The organism is Burkholderia paludis, assembly GCF_000732615.1.
Taxonomy (GTDB): domain Bacteria; phylum Pseudomonadota; class Gammaproteobacteria; order Burkholderiales; family Burkholderiaceae; genus Burkholderia; species Burkholderia paludis.
In genome coordinates this window covers 173,224-190,769 of record NZ_JPGL01000008.1, presented here as the reverse complement: position 1 = coordinate 190,769, position 17,546 = coordinate 173,224, and the positions used below count along the sequence as shown (strand labels likewise).

Genomic DNA, 17,546 nt, shown 5'->3' with positions numbered 1-17,546 from the left:
GCACGCGTCGCGCGCCGCCGCAATACATGAAGGGGTAAATGTCGTGCTCAATCGCCTGGTTAGCCATTTGGAGCGGCTTTTCTTCGGTCATCGCGTGATCGTGCTCGCGGCGATCGGCTTGTTTACCGTGGTCATGGCCGTGTTCGCCGTGCAACTGCGCATGGATGCAGGTTTCGAAAAGCAGATGCCGATCGGTCACGAGTACATCCGCACGTTCCAGCAATACCGGAACGACCTGCTCGGCGCGAACCGGATCACGGTCGTCGTGCGCGCGAGGAAGGGCTCGATCTGGACGAAGGAGGGGCTGGCGCGACTGTACGACGTCACGCAGGCGGTCACGTACCTGCCGAACGTGGACCGGATCGGCGTGCAGTCGCTGTGGACGCCGAACGCCTATGTGAACGAGATCACCGACGAAGGTTTTCGGGCCGAGCCGATCATTTCCGGCACGATCACGCCGGATCAGCTGACGCCGGCGATCGTCGAGAAGGTCCGCCGCGCGACGACGCTGGGCGGTTATGTCGGCACGCTCGTGTCGCACGGCGAGGACAGCGCGATGATCACCGCCGAACTGAGCGAGCGCGACCGGGCTGGCAAGGTGATCGATTACGTCGCGTTCAATCATTTGCTGGAACAGAAGATCCGACAGCCGTTCGAGGATGCCGGCTACGAGGTTCAGATCATTGGCTTCGCGAAGCAGATCGGCGATATCGCCGACGGCGCGAAGGCCGTGCTCGGCTTCTGCGCGATCGCGCTGCTGCTGACCGCGCTCGCGGTGTACTGGTACTGCCATTCGCTGCGCTTCACGGTGCTGCTGATCGTCTGTTCGCTGACGTCGCTGGTCTGGCAATTCGGCACGCTGAAGCTGCTCGGCTTCGGCCTCGACCCGCTCGCGGTGCTGGTGCCGTTCCTGGTGTTCGCGATCGGCGTGTCGCACGGCGTGCAGCAGGTGAACTACATCGTGCGCGAGATTTCGCATGGGCACAGTTCGTACGTGGCGGCACGGCGCAGCTTCAGCGGGTTGTTGATTCCGGGCGTGCTGGCGCTGATCACCGCGTTCGTGTCGTTCATCACGTTGCTGCTGATCCCCATCCCGATGGTGCGCGAGCTTGCGGTCACCGCGTCGCTCGGCGTCGCATACAAGATCGTGACGAACCTGATCCTGCTGCCGGTAGCCGCGTCGTGCTTCAACTTCTCCAGGCGCTATGCGGACAGCGCGCTCAAGCGCGCGCAGCAGCGCGCGAGGCCGCTGCGTGCGCTGGCGCGGATCGCCGAACCGCGATACGCCGGCCTGACCGTCGTGCTGACCGTCGCGATCTTCGCGTTCGCCGCATGGCAAAGCCGCGATCGCGTGATCGGCACACTGCAGCCGGGCGCACCGGAGCTGCGCGCGGACGCGCGCTTCAACCGCGACGCGACGTCGATCGCCGGCAACTACGACATGGGGCTCGACTGGCTGACGGTGGCGATCGAGTCGGGCGGCAACGCATGCGACAACCCGGCGGTGGGGCTCTACGAGGACGATTTCACGAATGCCATGCGGACCGAGCCGGGCGTCGTGTCGGTGCAGTCGTACTCGGCGATGCTGCGCCGGTACAACCAGGGCTACAACGAGGATTACCCGAAGATGAACGTGGTGCCGATCGACCCGGAGAACTACGGCGCGGTGTCTGTCGACGTGGGCCGGATGAAGGGTTTCATGAAGAGCGACTGCAGCATGACGGCCGTGCATCTGTTCCTGACGGATCACAAGGCGACGACGATCAACCGCATTCTGGAGGACGTGAAGGCGTACCGGTCGCTGCATCCGTTTCCTGGCGTGACCGTGCGTCTCGCGGCGGGCAATGCTGGCGTGCTGGCTGCCATCAATGAGGAGGTGGCGCGCAGCGAGTTGCCGATGATGCTGTATGTCTACGCCGCCATCCTGATTCTCGTGTTCCTCGCGTATCGCGACTGGCGCGCGATGCTCGCCTGCTGCCTGCCGCTGACGGTCGCGACCTTCATCGGCTACTGGTTCATGAAGGAACTGCAGATCGGGCTGACGGTGGCGACGTTGCCGGTGATGGTGCTGGCGGTGGGCATCGGCGTCGACTACGCGTTCTACATCTACAACCGGTTGCAGGTGCATCTCGCCGGCGGGCAGGACATCGTGACAGCGGTTCGGCAGGCGATGCTCGAGGTGGGCGTGGCGACGATCTTCACCGCGATCACGCTGGCGATCGGCGTCGCGACATGGAGTTTCTCGGCGCTCAAGTTCCAGGCGGACATGGGCAAGCTCCTCGCGTTCATGTTCATCGTCAATCTGCTGATGGCGATGACGGCACTCCCGGCGCTTGCGTCGCTGCTGGAGCGCGGGTTTCCGCGCCGCAAGCCGGCGCGCGCGCCCGGCCTCTTCAGCCATTGATTGACGGAGACCCGGTCATGATCAAGACGATTTTCGCGTGCGTGCTGCTGTGTATCGGTGCGGTGGTCCTGGCCCGGCCCGCGGGCACGGTGGCCGACAGCGTGGCGAGGCCCGCCCATGCATGGTCCGTACCGGCCCGCATGATGCTGCTGGATGCGGCGCGCGCAGGCTCCCGCATCGTCGCGGTGGGCGAGCACGGCGTGGTGCTGCTGTCCGACGACGACGGCGAGACGTGGCGACAGGCGGGCAAGGTGCCTGTGTCGGCCACGCTGTCGGCCGTCACCTTCATCGATGCGCAGCACGGCTGGGCCGTCGGCCAGTGGGGCGTGATTCTCGCGACCGACGACGGAGGCGAAACGTGGCGCAAGCAGCGTATCGACATCTCGATCGACCAGCCGTTGTTCTCGGTGCTGTTTACGAACGCGCGGGACGGGATCGCGGTGGGCCTGTGGTCGCTGATGCTCACGACGCACGACGGTGGCAACACGTGGACGCGGACCACCGTGCCGAATCCGCCGGGCAGCGTCAAGGCGGATCGCAACCTGTACCGCGTTTTCGCGGACGGCCACGGGGCGCTATACGTCGCGTCCGAACAGGGCATGGTGCTGAAGTCCACCGATGGCGGCACGAACTGGACATATCTGCCGACGGGCGGCAAGGGGACGTTGTGGGCGGGGGTAGTGCTGCGCGACGGGCGCATCGTCGTGGGCGGCCTGCTGGGCAGTCTGTACCAGAGTGTCGACGGCGGGACGACGTGGCAAGCGCTGAACCCGCCAACCAAAAGTTCGATTACCGACCTGATCGCAACTCGAAGCGGATGGGTGGGCGTCGGGCTCGACGGACTTGTGCTGAAACAGCGCGCGGACGGCACGCCGATCGACGTGGTCCAGCGTCCGGATCGCGCGCCGTTGACCGCAGTGCTGATCGGCGCGCGCGGCAAGCCGGTCTGGTTTTCGCAGGAAGGGGTGCTGGACATGCCTTGAGACTGTGGGCCGGTGACGACGGACGGTGTGTTTCGTTGGTCCGGAGCCGCACGGGCGGCTCCGAAAATTCTTAGTTACTTTCAATTGGAGTCAAGCTGTGATCGATCCGAAAACGATTAAAGAGATGCTCTATCCGTACGCGGACAGGTTCGACACTATTTCCGGTTTCCCGGAGGCGGGTCTGGACAAGTCGGAGATCCTCGAGCGGATCCGGTTCATGTCGGAGCAGGAGGACAAGGCCTGGGAAGGCGGGAAGGTTTCCGGGTCGCTGTATAGCGGCGAACACGAGCATTACCGGTTTCTCAACGAATGCTTCGGCTTCTTCAGCCATTCCAACGTGCTGCAGCGCGACCTGTGCCCGAGCATGAACATCTTCGAGGCCGAGATCATTGAGATGACGCTCGAAATGCTGAACGGGGACGCGGTCAAGGCCGCTACGCCCGGCCATTCGGCGTGCGGGGTGATCGGCTCCGGGGGCACGGAGAGCATCCTGAACGCGATGCTCGGCTATCGCGAGAAGGCTCGCGCCGAAAAGAAGATCACGCGGCCGAACATCATCTGGCCGGTCAGCGCGCATCCCGCGTTTACCAAGGCGGCCCATCTGTTCTCGATCGAGGTCATTCGCGCTCCGCTGAACGACGACACGACAGTCGATCTCGATTTCGTCAGGGAGCATATCAACGAAAACACGATCGCCATCATCGGATCGGCGACCAACTACCCGTACGGGACGGTCGACGATATTCCGGCGCTGTCGCAGATCGCGATCGAGAAGAACGTGTGGCTCCACGTCGACGGCTGTCTGGGCGGCTGGATTCTGCCGTGGGGCCAGCAGCTCGGTTTCCCGAACATTCCCGTCTTCGATTTCCGGCTGCCCGGTGTGACGTCCATCTCGGCCGATACGCACAAGTACGGCTACGGGCTCAAGGGAACCTCGGTGCTTGCATGGCGGGACGCGTCGTTCCGCCGCTATCAGTATTACATCCTGCCCGAATGGATCGGCGGCAAGTACGCGTCGCCGGGCTTGGCGGGCAGTCGCAGCGGCGGGTTGATCGCGGCGACCTGGGCGTCCATGCGCCATCTCGGCAAGGCCGGTTATCTCGAGCGGGCGAAGCGCATTTTCGAAACTTCCCTCGCGATGCAACAGGTCGTGGCCGGCCATCCGGAACTGAAGCTGCTGGGCAAGCCGACATACTGTTTTTCGTTCAACTCGCCAGCGTTCAATGTCTATCACGTCAACGATTTCATGGCCGGGCGCGGCTGGCGTTTCAACGGGCAGCAGAATCCCGAGGCGATCCATATGTGCGTGACCGGACCGCAGACGCGCGACGGCGTGATCGATCGCTTTGCCGCGGATCTCGACGAAGCGGTGGCCCATGCACGGAAGGCGCATCCCGGGCAGCCTCGTTCGGGGGGGATGTACGGCGGCGGGGGAGGCGTCGACGCGTCGGTGGTGCCGGAGGATTTGGTACTGACGATGCTTCTCGACGCATTTACCGACGGCGTGCCCGGCTGAGCATCGCCGGTGTGTTCCCAGGCCGTCGCCGGTGCGTGACGGCCGTTTCCTTGGGACGGCACGCGGGATCGGAGACACCCGTTTGCCGTTCGCTTTCGCTTTCACAACTCATGCCGGTGTGTGCCCATGCGCGACAGATACAACACAAGACTGATGCTTCACCAGATCGCCACGTCGCTTCTCATCGGCGGGATGGCGTTGCTGATCACCGGCATCCAGCCGATCCTGTTCGGCGCGATGGTAAACGAGAAGCGCATGACCCTCGACGTCATGGGGCTGGTCATCATGGCGGAAATCGTGGCGCTCGGCGTTGGGGCCGGGCTGGCGGTGAAGCTGCCGCTGGAGCGCTTCAGGCGCGTCGTGTTGGCGGCAGGCGGGCTGGTCGTGGTCGGCAACGTGTTGACCGTGCTGCCGCTTTCCCTCGTGCTGCTGTTTCTGGTCCGCATCGGCACGGGGCTGGCGGAGGGCGTGCTGGTCTGGTCGACGGCGTGCATCATCGTTCGGACGACGTTTCCCGCGCGGAATTCGGGCATTTTCAGCGTCGCGCAGGTGCTGATTCAGGCCGTGTTCGCGTCCGTGCTGACGAGTCTGGTCATGCCGGGATATTCGTGGCGCGGTGGGTTCCTTTTGCTGGCCGCCGCGGTGCTCGTGTGCTCGATGCTTGGCGCCGTGCTGCCGAAGCGGCTCGGCGCGGTTTCAGAAGCGTCGGCCGGCCCGTTCGCGTGGGACGTTGCCAGGTTTCTGCCGCTGATGATCGCTTTTCTCCAGCAGGCGGGGTTCGGCGCCGCGTGGGCTTACTTCGAGCCGCTCGGTCAGGATGCGGGGATGAGCAGCCTGCAGGCGGATGCGCTGATCTCGACGGTGCTGTGCGTCGAGGTCGTCGGCGGGCTGGCCGGCACCCTGATGTCACGCCGCCTTGCGCCTGCTCCCGGTGTGCTGCTCGCGGCAGCGGCGACGATCGTGTCGGCCATCGGCATGGGGATGGTTTCGCGAGGATCGATCGTGGAGTTCTCGGCGTTCGCGATGGTCTACGGGTTCTTCTGGCCTTTTGTGATGCCGTATCAATTCGGACTGGCGCTCAAGTCGGATCCGTCCGGAAAGGTTGCGACGTTGTTGCCGGCGGCACAAGTGCTCGGCGTCGCTTTCGGGCCGCTGGTGGCCGCGTTGACCATTGACGGAGGACACGTTCGCACTGCAGCGACGGTTTGTCTCGTACTCACCGCGTGCTCGGCGGTTGCCTGCGTTGTGTCCATGTGCGGTTCGGTATGGAAGCCGCTGCAAAGGGCGGCGGATTGAGCATCGTGACCTCGGGCGCTTCTTGTCGTCATTGCCGTTGTCGTTCCCGACGGGCGCCGCGAGGACAGGATTCAGTTCCCGGCTTCCGGCGATCAGGCTTGCCACGGGCGCGGAAATGTTTGCTTTCGACGAGGGGTGTCACGGCTTTGGGACGTCCCGGTCGCGGGCAGCGCAATTAGCAGTGCGTGTGAAACGTCAGGTTGGCGAAGTGTCGGATATTTTCCGACGAAATTGCATCACCTCGCTGTATGACTATTAACTGGAGACAAATTGATGATCGAGTCTTTTAGTGTCGCCAATGCGCCGGCGATAGTTGCCGGTCAGGCGACGCGTGCAGACCGTCGTGCGAACGGCGCACGGCTGGCGTGCCGTCCCCTGAGGAGTGAGGCATGACAAAGAGACACTGGACCGGATCGTATGGCCCGTTTCCCGCCGAGATCGACCCTGATCGCCATCTTTCCGTAAGCGCGATTCTGGACGACGCGATGCGCCGCTTCGCCGATCGTCCGGCATTCCATGCGTACGGCCGCACGCTCACCTATGCCGACGTCGACCGCCTGTCGGGCGCGCTGGCCGCGTACCTGCAGCAGGTCGTGGGCGTGCGCAAGGGCGACCGCGTGGCCGTGATGCTGCCCAACGTGCTCGCGTTTCCGGTGGCGTTCGTCGCGGTCGCGAAGATCGGCGCGATCCAGGTCAACGTGAACCCGCTCTACACGGCGCGCGAGCTGGAGCATCAGCTCAACGACGCGGGCGTCGAAGTCGCCGTGGTGTGCGGCGGGTCGATGGGCACGTTCGCCGACGTGGTCGGCAATACGCGCATCCACAGCGTGCTGAGCGTGGGCCGCGGTGATCTCGGCGTGTTCGACGCGCCGGCCGGCGTGTGCGAAGCGCTGCCGACCGGCTCGATCGCGCTCGCGGACGCGCTGGCCGCGGGCGAAACGCTCGCCTGCGAACCGGTCGCGCTGAGCGGCAGCGACCTGTTGCTGCTGCAGTACACGGGCGGCACCACCGGGCTGTCAAAGGGCGCCGCGCTGTCGCACCGCAACCTCGTCGCGAACATCGAGCAGTTCGCGGTGCTCGTGCCCGACGCGCGGCGGCCGGGCGAAGAGGTCATCGTCACCGCGATCCCGCTGTATCACATCTTCGCGCTGACGGTGAACTTCCTGTCCTACTTCGCGATCGGTGCGCAGAACTGGCTGGTCGCGAACCCACGCGACATGGACGGCTTCATCGACGTGCTGAAGGCCGCGCGGCCGACGGTGTTCGTCGGCGTCAACACGCTGTACGCAGGGCTCGCGAGCCATCCGCGCCTGAAGGAAGTCGACTGGTCGCGCCTGAAGCTCGCGGCCGGCAGCGGCGCGGCGGTGATCGACGTGATCTCGTCACGCTGGAAGGCGGTGACGGGCACCTTCATCCGCGAAGGTTACGGCATGTCGGAGACGTCGCCGGTGGTGTCGTTCAACCCGCAGTTCATCGACGCGTTCACGGGCACCACGGGCCTGCCGCTGCCGTCCACCGACGTGAAGCTGCTCGACGACCAGGATCGCGAGGTCGCCATCGGCGAAGCCGGCGAGATCTGCGTAAAGGGGCCGCAGGTGATGGCCGGCTACTGGCAGCAGCCGGACGCGAACGCGCGCTCGTTCACGGCCGACGGCTATTTCCGCACCGGCGATATCGGCGTGTTCGACGACAAGGGGTTCCTGCGGATCGTCGACCGCAAGAAGGACATGGTCATCGTGTCGGGCTTCAACGTCTATCCGAACGAGGTTGAGGCGGTCGTGACCGCTTTCCCGGGCGTCGCCGAATGCGCGTGCATCGGCGTGCCGGACGAGCGGACGGGCGAGGCGGTCAAGCTGTTCGTGGTGGTGGCGCGCGACGCGTTCGTGGCCGAGGCGGACCTGATCGCGCATTGCCGCGCGAGCCTCGCGGCGTACAAGGTGCCCAAGCGCATCCGTTTCGTCGAGCAGCTGCCGAAATCGACGGTCGGCAAGATCCTGCGCCGGGAACTCAGCCGCACCGACTGATCGCATCGGCGCGCCGCGCAAAGCCCGGCGCGCCCAGGGTCCTGAAGGCCCCGCGCGGGCCGCTTAAGGACACTGCGAGCGGTTCGATCGACGGGGACGCGATGACCGGTTCAGATTCACTTTCCGCCCGGCCTGGGCCAGGGTCGAAGTAATCGGTAGTAGCCAGGGCGATGAATTTGACGCGCTCATAGCAGAACTTCGTGATGTCGTCGCGAGGGCCTGGTACATCACACCCCGGTAGCCGGAAATGCTTGAATAGGTCGCGAGTCGCGGCCGCCGATACTTGCTTATCGGTTGAACGCCTCCAGTCGGACATTAACCGGCTGGAGTCGCCATGATGCGTCCAGAAGATACTTGAGCGCCTGACCCGGTGGATCAACCTGGTGGCCGCCAGTGTCGGTCTCGCCTTTCAGGCGGGGAGGCTGATCTGGTTCTTGTGGCCTCGCCACTCTAATGGACAGCCCGCCCGGGAATGGGCGGGCTGTTCGTAACAGGTGAAATGGCGTCGCGCCCGGCAGGTTGACGAGCTTGGAAACGATGCCCGCAACGGCCACGTTCAATGCGGCTCGGGCGGCAGATACTGTACCCCGAACTGCTCGGCCAACTGCGCGAGAGGTCGATCGCGCGTCCAGAGCCAGGTGCTTGGGGTCAACAGCACCGACGCCAGCAGCGTGCAATCCACGGCGCCGCATCCGCGCCCATGCAATCGTTCTCGGTCGATCCAATCCACAACCTCGACAGGCGTCGCACGCCGGGTTTGCCGCAACAGCGCAAGGTTTCCCAGTGTTCGCGTGCGCGGCTCGGGCAGTGTTCCGCATGCCAGCTCGAGCAGCACCAACGGATGCGTGAGCACGTTATCAAAGCGCAGTAGTTGGATCAGCGCCGGTAGCGGTCGTCGGAAGTGCTCGACCCATACTGACGTGTCGATCAAGACGCTCATCGGGCGGGTGCCTCTGGAGCGCGACGCGGTACGTCCGGCATGTCGGGTACGCAATCGCCCAGCGCAGCCAGGCGTTGGCCGGCTTGGACGCGTACGAACGTTTCGAGCGCCGCCCGGAACAGGTCAGCAGGTGCCATGTCCGACTCGGCGAGTTCGATCGCGCGCGCGTAGAGAGAGTCGTCGACGGTGACGGTAGTACGCATGATGCCTCTATTGATGCGATTGTGCATCAATAGAGGCATCACATTCTGCTGGCTCAATGCTTGACCTGTGGCACGGTGCAAGGAATTATCGAGGGCCTGAGAGAAGCCCTTCATCACATCCAATGGATACCAAAGCGGATCATTCGCGTCGATGCAGATATTCGCGATATCGAAGAAGATATCGATGACGGCGTCGACCGCGCATAGCCGTATCACGGGTCTTTTGGCCCGTGACCGCGAACGCCACCCCGGGTGAAGTGGAGTCGGGCCACCTCGACAGAATGCGTGTCCGCGGGTAATAGTTGGACAAATAAAATGAGAGAGAGGGCAAGCATGCGCAATGGACAATCCCCGCCCGGGCAATTGCATGCCCGCTGGCGGTGCGGCAGCGGATGACATCACGCCGCCGGCGACAACGATCGCCGGCTTGGCAGGGACGGTGTCCGGCAAGCATGATTCATGCATGGGCGTCCGGCGCAATCATTCCCACGTGGCAATAACACGAGGCGCCCCTAATCTACCGCGTTCGTGCGCGAGTTCGCGGAAGGCCGCAAGTGCCAAGCACGCATGTACGGCGCGAAATCTCTTCGGTGTAACGACCGACGCTTCGAATTTCATTCTCGCGAGCCCCTATGAATCTACGTAGCATTGATTTGAACCTGCTGGTCGTGCTCGATGCGCTGCTGACAGAAAAGCACGTGACGCGGGCCGCGACGAAGGTTGGATTGAGCCAGTCGGCCATGAGCAGCGCGCTGCGACGCTTGCGAACGTTGATGCGAGATGATTTGCTGATACGCAACGCCTCGGGCATGGAGCCGACGCCACGCGCGCTGGAACTGGAAGAGCCGCTTAGGCAGTTTCTTCGCCAAGCCGAGCGATTAATCAAATCCGACCGTTCGTTTGATCCGCGAACGACCGAGCAGCATTTTCGACTCAGGATGTCCGACGTGCTTGAATATCTGTTGATGCCGACGTTACTGGCACAACTCGAAAAAGAGGCGCCGGGTGTGACACTTGACGTGATGCATCTGCCGCCACGCGAGACCGTGATCGCGCTCGATGCCGACGATATCGACGTCGCCGTGAGCATGGATCTGGAGCACACGAGCGCGGTGCGATCGACGCCATTGTTCAACGATCGCATGGTGTGTGTGCTGGCACGGGAACATCGGCACGCAGACGACGAGATGACGATGGAGCTGTTTCTCGAGCTGCCGCACCTGAAGGTATCGATCAGCGCTACCGATGGACGCTATGTCGATGCCACGCTCGCTGGCATGCAGCGGGTCCGTAACGTGGCATTGAACGTGCCGCATTGGCTCGTCGTTCCCCACCTGTTGCGCCACTCGTCGATGATTGCGGTGATGTCCGCGCGGCTGGCCGACCGCTTTGCAGAGGACGGCCTCGTAATCAAGGAACTGCCGTTCGTCTCGACAGGTTTCCATTGGTCGATGTACTGGCACCGGCGCCACGACAGCGTACCCGCGCACGCGTGGATGAGGGAGCGAATCCGCGCCGCGGTCGAGCCGCTGGCCTGACGCTGCGTGGTTTTCGTCATCCATCGCGTGTCGATGCCGCGGAATCGGCCTGACCGCGGCCGATCTTCGTGCAGGCGAGCAGGATGCCGACGGCGCCGCAACCTCACTCGTCGATCACCGCGGGGCCGGACATAACGCGTTGCACGGGCGAGAACACTGCGCCGAGTGCCTCGAACTGCGTGAGGAACTCGGGAAACGAGCAGATTACATCGTGAAACCCGTCGATGTGGCTCGGTTGGCGGAACTTCAGCGACGCGACGAACAGCGACATGAAGTTGCGATGATCGCCGCAACTGGTGAAGAATACGCCGCCTTCGTAGTCGGGCCTGCCGCGGGTGACGAAACCGTCGATGTCGCCTTGCTGGTTCCACAACAGCGAGATGTTCGCGCCGAGCTTGGTGGCCTCGGTGACCATAGACTCGATGCGCGACGATTTGTGAAGCCGCGTCACCGAGCCGCCCACGACGCGGAATTCGCCTTCCACGAACAGGCTCAGCGCGACCAGCGTCGGGATGATGTTCGGGCCGTCGCTCACGTCGACCTCATGCGCACCAGACATCCTGGCATGCACGCTGGAAACCAGCAGTTCCTTGGCTGTGTCGTCGTGCATCACCTTCACGCCGAGCGCCTTCACCACGTCGATGAAGATCTGCTCGCCCTGGAGCGTGTCGCTGGTGATGCCGCGGATCACATACTCGCCGGGGAAGATCGTGCATGCGAACAACAGGTAGGACAGTGACGTGTAGTCTGCGTTGATGTGTGAATCGAATGCCGAGTATTCGCCGGGGCGAACGGAGAAATGGCTGAACCGTGCGTCGACGTCGATATCGATCGATGCCCTGCGCAGGAAGTCCACCGTTTGCGCGATGTACGACTTCGACAGCACCGGTTCGCTTTGGTGAATCGTCATCGGCTGGTCCGACAGCGGCGCCAGAAATAGCAGTGCGGTAACGAATTGCGAGCTGACGTCGCCCGGCAGTTCCGCGTGCGTACGCGAGATCCGTTGCCCCCAGTTGATGACGGGCGCCTTGCCGGGGTCGCCGATATGCTGGATGTTCGCGCCGAGCGAAGCGAGCGCGTCAAACAGTGGCTTCATGACCCTGCGGCGCAGCGTGTGATCGCCGGTCAGGATCGTCGGGGCGCGGCGTGCGGATGCAATTGCCGACAGCGTGCGGAACACGAGCCCCGAACCCTTGGCGTCGATAACGAGGGTGTCGTTCGTGAAATCGCGGCCCACGCCCACTATCTCGAGAAAACCGTCGTGCTCGCTGATCTGCGCGCCCAGTTGCCGGCACGCCTGCTTCATTGTGTCGGTTTCGAGGCAGCGCAGGTCATTGTGGATGCGGGAGCGACCGGTCGCCAGGCTCGCGGTGATGATGGCCCGCTGGGTTTCCGGCTTGGACGCGGGAACAGACATGGCCGGCTTCAGTTGCGATGCGGGATTCACTCTCAGGTACATGATGACCTCGGTTGTCTTCGTTGTTTACGTTCACATCGGGGCGATGCGGATATCAGCGTTGCTCGAACGGCTGCCGGGGCAGGGTCGCCCGGCAGCGGCGCTGGCGGAGGGTAGGCTCGGCCGCCAGGGCCCGCAGACGCATCACGCAACTGCATAACCAGCCGTTTTCATGTCCGACATCGGTTTGTTCAGGTGAGAGCCTTCCTGCACCTCATAGAGGGATCCGAAATCGCGCTCCGCGATCGGCAGGTAGTGCAGGCCGGCTTCCACTCGCGCCATGCGGGCCGGTTGGCCGCGCAACAGTCGAACGCCCGGCTCGTTGTGGGCAGCGTGCGGGCCGAAGTAGATCGGAAACGCGTCGGCTGCCCGGTAAGCCGGCAGGAATGTCCGGCGCGGGAGTTTGGACGTGTTCCGTTCGGACGCGTGCAGCGTCAGGCAATGCAGGAACAGTACGCTGCCCGCCTTGACTTCGACATCAACGGCTTCCGATTCGACGACGTCCGACACTGTGCCGCGAAAGTGGCCGTCGATGTCGTGCGATCGGAGTCCGCGGCGATGGGAGCCGGGGACGACGCGCAGGCAGCCGTTTTCCCGCGTCGCGTCGTCGAGGAAAATCAATGCGGTCACTAGGTCCGAGTTCGTATGAGGGTAGTACGAAAAATCCTGATGCCACTTCACGATGCTGCCAACTTTCGGGCCCTTCATGTTGATTTTGCTGTAGTGGAACAGCACGTCGTCGCCGATCAACTGCTGTACGCAGTCGAGCACCGCAGGATCGGCGGCAAGACGTTCGAACACGTCGTGCTTCTGCGTTGGTGACCAGATGCGCCGGACGGTCGAACCGTCCTGGGGCTCCATCTCGAATGCCTTGCCGAGATTGCTCGGGTCGAGCAGTTCATCGATTGCACGGATGGCTTCGTCGATTTTCTCCTGTCCGAGCACGTTTTCGACTACCACGAATCCATGGCGGGCATAGAACTGGGCTTGCTGAGCAGAAATCATCACATCTCCTTCAACAAATGAATGAAAAACGATTACCGGATGGCTGGTTGATGCCGCCGGTACTTTGGCGGCCATGCGTGAAGCGCGAAGCGAGGTGGGACGCAGATCTTGACGATCGATCATCCGAGACTCTCTGCATTCAAGTTAGTACTACGGTGAAATAGAGTGAGTAATGGAATAGCCTGAACCGCACGACCGGCTGCCGCTCATTGTCCTGAAGCTGCCACGCATCGGCATGCGGCAATACCTAGTCCAGCGCGATGTTTCCAAGTAGCGCCGTCCTGAATCGATCCTTGAGGTAGGACCCGTCTCGAGGTGGCATGACGAGGGGCGGCTTGTTCGCCGCGATCTTGACCTGCGAAAACAGTGGGCCGTTGCGTGAATGCACCGAGTAGCGAAGTTCGTTCACTTCCTGGGGTGTACGGGTTACCGATGCGCGCTCGATGCCACATGCCCGCGCTACGCCTGCTAGGTCGACTCCGCTGGCGGTATGGGTGCGTTGCCTGCCGGTTTCGCAATAGCATTCGTTGTCGAGTACGACAATCGAAAGGTTCCGCGGTTGCTGTACGCCGATGGTGGCGAGCGCGCCGAGTTGCATCAGCATCTCGCCATCCCCGGTGACGACGAGCACGGGGCGCTCGGGCTGGGCGAGTGCGAGTCCGAGGCCGACCGTGGAAGCGGCTCCCATCGCACCCCAGACGGGGAAGTTGAGCGGATGATCGCCGGCGGCGGTAATGTCCCACACTGCCGACCCCAGGCCGCCGATCACGAGGAGATTCTCGCGAAATTCGAGCAACGTCGATACGACCCAGCGACGTTCCAGTAACCCATTCAACATCACGTTTTCAGGCATCGGTTTTCCTTGGCGGTGCTTTGTCCGGTTTCGAAGGTGCGAACGGTCAGACGGCAGACGTGGGAAACTCGGGTATCGGTCCGATCGGGTCGATGACAGGCGAGCCGATCGATGGCTTTCGACAGGCCTGAATCGATCCCCCAATGTTGCCGCACCGGCCGCCGTGTGAAGCCGAAGCGACCAGGTTCATCATTTTCCGAACGATTTGGCACCGATCACGCGCTGTGAAATGAGCACGGCGGTTGCCTTGTAGCCGTAGAAAGCCATCTTGAGTGCGGCCTCGACGCTCGGGGCGATGTCTTCTGCCGTTGCGGCATGGATGACGGCGAAATCGAACAGTTCGAAGCACTGGCGTGCAGCCTGTCCCATCGGAATCTGCCACGGGACAAACTCTCCCCATTCCCCCCGCATGGTCACGAGGATGACGGCCGGCATCGTGCAACTGCGGATCAGCGAAAACAGATTGACGCAGTTTCCGACGCCGGACGACTGCATCAGCAGCACTGCACGTTGTCCGCCCAGCCATGCACCTGCGATCACACCGACCCCCTCTTCCTCGGTCGTCAAGGGCAGCGTTCGGATCGAATCATCAGCATCGAGTCTCTCGATTAATCGGGCAAGGCCGGCGTCGGGTACATAGGCGGTTTGCCGGACGTTGAACCTTTTCAACAGCGCATAAATCTCGTCAGGCCATTCGGCCGCATCGCCCGGGGTGCCGAAGTCGTACGACTCGACGTTCGAGGTGGGGTGTGACGTCTGCATTCTTCGTACCTCGGAAAGCGAGCGGGTTGATCTGTACTCGCATGGTTGGGGTATTACAAAACGTCTTGTTGTGCACAAGTTGTGTGCGTCTCCCGGAACATGGTTGCGGGGCATTGCATCGCGCATCCCTTCTTGGGGATGTGTCGGTTACGTCCCATATCGCGAAATCAACGTTGAGCCGGAAAAACCGACGATTTGCTTTCAATGAAACAGGCAAGAGAGATGGTTTTCGGTAATGGTGAATTTTCGCAATAAGACTGCTTGATCGGCTTGGGAATCGATCAATGGTCTCGCTTGATGCATCCAGGAGGGCAATCATAAACGTTTAAATAAAATATTTGAAATTGATATTTTTGATACCGTTATTTATTTGCTGGATGTAAATCTCGACGGTATTGTCGCGAGAGGATGAACGCACGCCGTGTTGGAAGCCGGGCGGTGCTCCAGTTGAGGGCACGGGATCCGGTCGAAGTGGCATGCGAACACCGTGACCTAGGTGGGCTACGAAAGGGACGGCGGCATATCGGCAGCATCCGGCCGTTCTGCCGGCGACGGCTTCGCAGTCCGCATGCGCCTCCGATTCGATTGAATCGTTGATTTCCGGGAATCCGGTTGCCAAAGCCGAGGAAAAACTGCAATCTTTAATCCTGATTTAGATATTTTTAGTATTTCAGGATTTCCCGGCGTCATATTGATGATGCGGCGGGTGCGCTTATGCTTTCAATAAATGGCGGTATGCGAGAGATCGATTTAGGTTGAATCGTGAATTATTCCTGGTGTCTGTCGACGTAATCCTGAATGCTGGTAAGGGTGGCCGTCGCGAGGTCGCCCGGCCCGCGTGGTTTCGATTGCGCCGTCGTTGTTGGCGTTGGCGATCCGCGATCACAATCGGTCAGTCTCGGGAGTCGGCCATTTGGTGCATATGACTGCTTCACGCATCACTTCCTTTGACGAACAAGCGGCCACCGAAGGAAGCCCGTTCACAGACTCGCAGGCCGGCGAGGCTCACCTCTTAGACCACGCATGAAACGTTATCTGAACTATATCGATGGGGCTTTTGTCGGTCCTGATTCCAATGCATGGCTAGCCAGTGTCGATCCCTACAAGGGCGAGGCCTGGTGCGAGATTCCGCGAAGCAACGAGTATGACGCGAGGCGCGCAATCGATGCTGCCAGCCGCGCATTCCGAAGCGATGCGTGGTCGTCGCTCAACGCGAGTCGGCGGGGCGCGTTGCTGCGCCGAGTAGCCGATCTGATCAAGGAAAACGCCGAGGCGCTGGCACGCACCGAAGTCATGGACAACGGCAAGTTGATCACCGAGATGCGTGGTCAACTTCGATACATCCCTGAATGGTTCCACTACTATGGCGGCCTGGCCGACAAGATCGAGGGCAGCGTGCTCCCGATCGACAAGCCGGACTATCTGACGTTTACGCGATACGAGCCGCTCGGCGTGGTGCTCGCCATTACCGCGTGGAATTCACCGCTTCTGCTGCTGACCTGGAAACTGGCGCCGGGTCTGGCGGCCGGCAATACGTTCGTGATCAAGCCGTCGGAGCATGCGACGGCATCGACGCTGGAGTTCGCGGCCTTGTTTGAGCAAGCCGGATTTCCTCCCGGGGTCGTCAACGTCGTATCCGGCTACGGGTCCGAGATCGGAGATGCGTTGACGAGCGACAGTCGCGTCGCCAAGATCGCGTTCACCGGCTCCGATTCGACAGGGCGCAGAGTGAACGAGCAGGCCGCGAGGGGATTCAAGCACGTAACGATGGAACTGGGTGGCAAGTTGCCGAACATCGTCTTTGCCGACGCCGATGCGGAACAGGCGATTGCTGGGGCGATCTCGGGCATCTTCGCTGCAGGCGGGCAAACCTGCATGGCCGGATCGCGCCTCCTGCTTCAGGAGTCGATCTACGATGAATTTACGCGGCGGCTGGTAGAAGCGAGCGGGGCGGCCGTACTGGGAAACCCGATGGAGGATGCGACGCAGGTCGGCCCCATCGCCAATCGACCGCAGTACGAGCGTGTGCTGTCCTGCATCGAGATGGGGCTGGACGACGGCGCACGGCTTGCACTGGGCGGCCGCCCGTTCAAGGGCGGCGATGCGAAGCATGGTTTCTTCATCGAGCCCACGATTTTCCGTGATGTTTCTAACGATATGCGGATTGCGAGACAGGAAGTCTTCGGTCCCGTACTGTCCGTCATTCCATTCAAGACCGAGGAGGATGCGGTCGCCATCGCAAACGACAGTCCGTATGGTCTCGCCGCTGGTGTCTGGACGACCAGCATGGGCAAGGCGCTGCGCATGACGCGGAATCTCGAGGCCGGGACGGTGTGGGTCAACTCTTATCGCGCGGTCAGTTATCTTGCGCCGTTCGGCGGGTACAAACAAAGCGGTATCGGTCGAGAGAGCGGGTACGAGATGATCAAGGAGTACCTGCAGACCAAGACGACGTGGATCTATTCCGGCTCGGGCAGTCCCGACAATCCGTTCGTGATGCGATAGTCGACGACGCGAGCCATGCCGTGTGCGTTGCATTCGACCGGCTCCGCGACAGTGCGATCAG

General features: G+C 62.3%; 13 protein-coding genes and 1 pseudogene. 8 read left to right on the top strand and 6 right to left on the bottom strand.

Going from position 1 to position 17,546, the window contains the following annotated elements:
- Nucleotides 1-43 precede the first annotated feature (43 nt).
- From GQ56_RS0105850 to GQ56_RS46400, 6 genes and pseudogenes are all read left to right on the top strand, one after another.
- Nucleotides 44-2,404, top strand: a complete 2,361-nt coding sequence (locus GQ56_RS0105850; protein ID WP_031397753.1) for an efflux RND transporter permease subunit — start codon at nucleotides 44-46, stop codon at nucleotides 2,402-2,404.
- A gap of 17 nt (nucleotides 2,405-2,421) precedes the next feature.
- Nucleotides 2,422-3,387: a WD40/YVTN/BNR-like repeat-containing protein gene (locus GQ56_RS0105845; protein WP_031397752.1), complete on the top strand. Its 966-nt coding sequence runs from the start codon at nucleotides 2,422-2,424 to the stop codon at nucleotides 3,385-3,387.
- 25 nt (nucleotides 3,388-3,412) lie between these two features.
- Nucleotides 3,413-4,903, top strand: coding sequence for a pyridoxal phosphate-dependent decarboxylase family protein (locus GQ56_RS0105840; protein WP_235212637.1), 1,491 nt, complete (start codon nucleotides 3,413-3,415; stop codon nucleotides 4,901-4,903).
- A 126-nt stretch (nucleotides 4,904-5,029) separates the two neighbouring features.
- Nucleotides 5,030-6,199: an MFS transporter gene (locus tag GQ56_RS0105835; RefSeq protein WP_052007185.1), complete on the top strand. Its 1,170-nt coding sequence runs from the start codon at nucleotides 5,030-5,032 to the stop codon at nucleotides 6,197-6,199.
- A 389-nt stretch (nucleotides 6,200-6,588) separates the two neighbouring features.
- Nucleotides 6,589-8,223 (top strand): AMP-binding protein, encoded by a 1,635-nt coding sequence (locus tag GQ56_RS0105830; RefSeq protein WP_031397749.1) that lies wholly within the window; start codon nucleotides 6,589-6,591, stop codon nucleotides 8,221-8,223.
- A pseudogene (locus GQ56_RS46400) lies at nucleotides 8,175-8,360 on the top strand (AraC family transcriptional regulator); the annotation flags it as partial. The gene GQ56_RS0105830 and the pseudogene GQ56_RS46400, both read left to right, overlap by 49 nt.
- 419 nt (nucleotides 8,361-8,779) lie before the next feature.
- Here GQ56_RS46400 and GQ56_RS40740 read toward each other — a convergent pair.
- Both GQ56_RS40740 and GQ56_RS0105825 read right to left on the bottom strand, forming a co-directional pair.
- Nucleotides 8,780-9,163: a type II toxin-antitoxin system VapC family toxin gene (locus GQ56_RS40740; protein WP_075122872.1), complete on the bottom strand. Its 384-nt coding sequence runs from the start codon at nucleotides 9,161-9,163 to the stop codon at nucleotides 8,780-8,782.
- Nucleotides 9,160-9,366 (bottom strand): DUF2191 domain-containing protein, encoded by a 207-nt coding sequence (locus GQ56_RS0105825; protein WP_031397748.1) that lies wholly within the window; start codon nucleotides 9,364-9,366, stop codon nucleotides 9,160-9,162. Before GQ56_RS0105825 ends, GQ56_RS40740 begins: the two co-directional genes overlap by 4 nt.
- Nucleotides 9,367-9,998: 632 nt before the next feature.
- On the opposite strand from GQ56_RS0105825, the gene GQ56_RS0105820 reads away from it, so the two are divergent.
- The gene (locus GQ56_RS0105820; RefSeq protein ID WP_031397747.1) at nucleotides 9,999-10,904 is read left to right on the top strand and encodes a LysR family transcriptional regulator; all 906 of its coding nucleotides are present in this window, start codon (nucleotides 9,999-10,001) and stop codon (nucleotides 10,902-10,904) included.
- Between the two features lie 103 nt (nucleotides 10,905-11,007).
- On the opposite strand, the gene GQ56_RS0105815 is transcribed toward GQ56_RS0105820, so the two are convergent.
- The 4 genes from GQ56_RS0105815 to GQ56_RS0105795 form a co-directional block, all read right to left on the bottom strand.
- Nucleotides 11,008-12,363, bottom strand: coding sequence for a 3-phosphoshikimate 1-carboxyvinyltransferase (locus tag GQ56_RS0105815; RefSeq protein ID WP_031397746.1), 1,356 nt, complete (start codon nucleotides 12,361-12,363; stop codon nucleotides 11,008-11,010).
- Nucleotides 12,364-12,504: 141 nt separating this feature from the next.
- A complete protein-coding gene (locus tag GQ56_RS0105805; RefSeq protein ID WP_235212636.1) occupies nucleotides 12,505-13,488 on the bottom strand; it encodes a phytanoyl-CoA dioxygenase family protein in 984 nt (327 codons plus the stop codon).
- Between the two features lie 124 nt (nucleotides 13,489-13,612).
- Nucleotides 13,613-14,218 (bottom strand): thiamine pyrophosphate-dependent enzyme, encoded by a 606-nt coding sequence (locus GQ56_RS0105800; RefSeq protein ID WP_152601646.1) that lies wholly within the window; start codon nucleotides 14,216-14,218, stop codon nucleotides 13,613-13,615.
- Between the two features lie 189 nt (nucleotides 14,219-14,407).
- Complete coding sequence (locus GQ56_RS0105795) at nucleotides 14,408-14,980, bottom strand: phosphonopyruvate decarboxylase (RefSeq protein WP_031397743.1); 573 nt, start codon at nucleotides 14,978-14,980, stop codon at nucleotides 14,408-14,410.
- Nucleotides 14,981-16,003: 1,023 nt separating this feature from the next.
- On the opposite strand from GQ56_RS0105795, the gene GQ56_RS0105790 reads away from it, so the two are divergent.
- Complete coding sequence (locus GQ56_RS0105790; RefSeq protein WP_031397742.1) at nucleotides 16,004-17,485, top strand: aldehyde dehydrogenase; 1,482 nt, start codon at nucleotides 16,004-16,006, stop codon at nucleotides 17,483-17,485.
- Nucleotides 17,486-17,546: the final 61 nt, after the last annotated feature.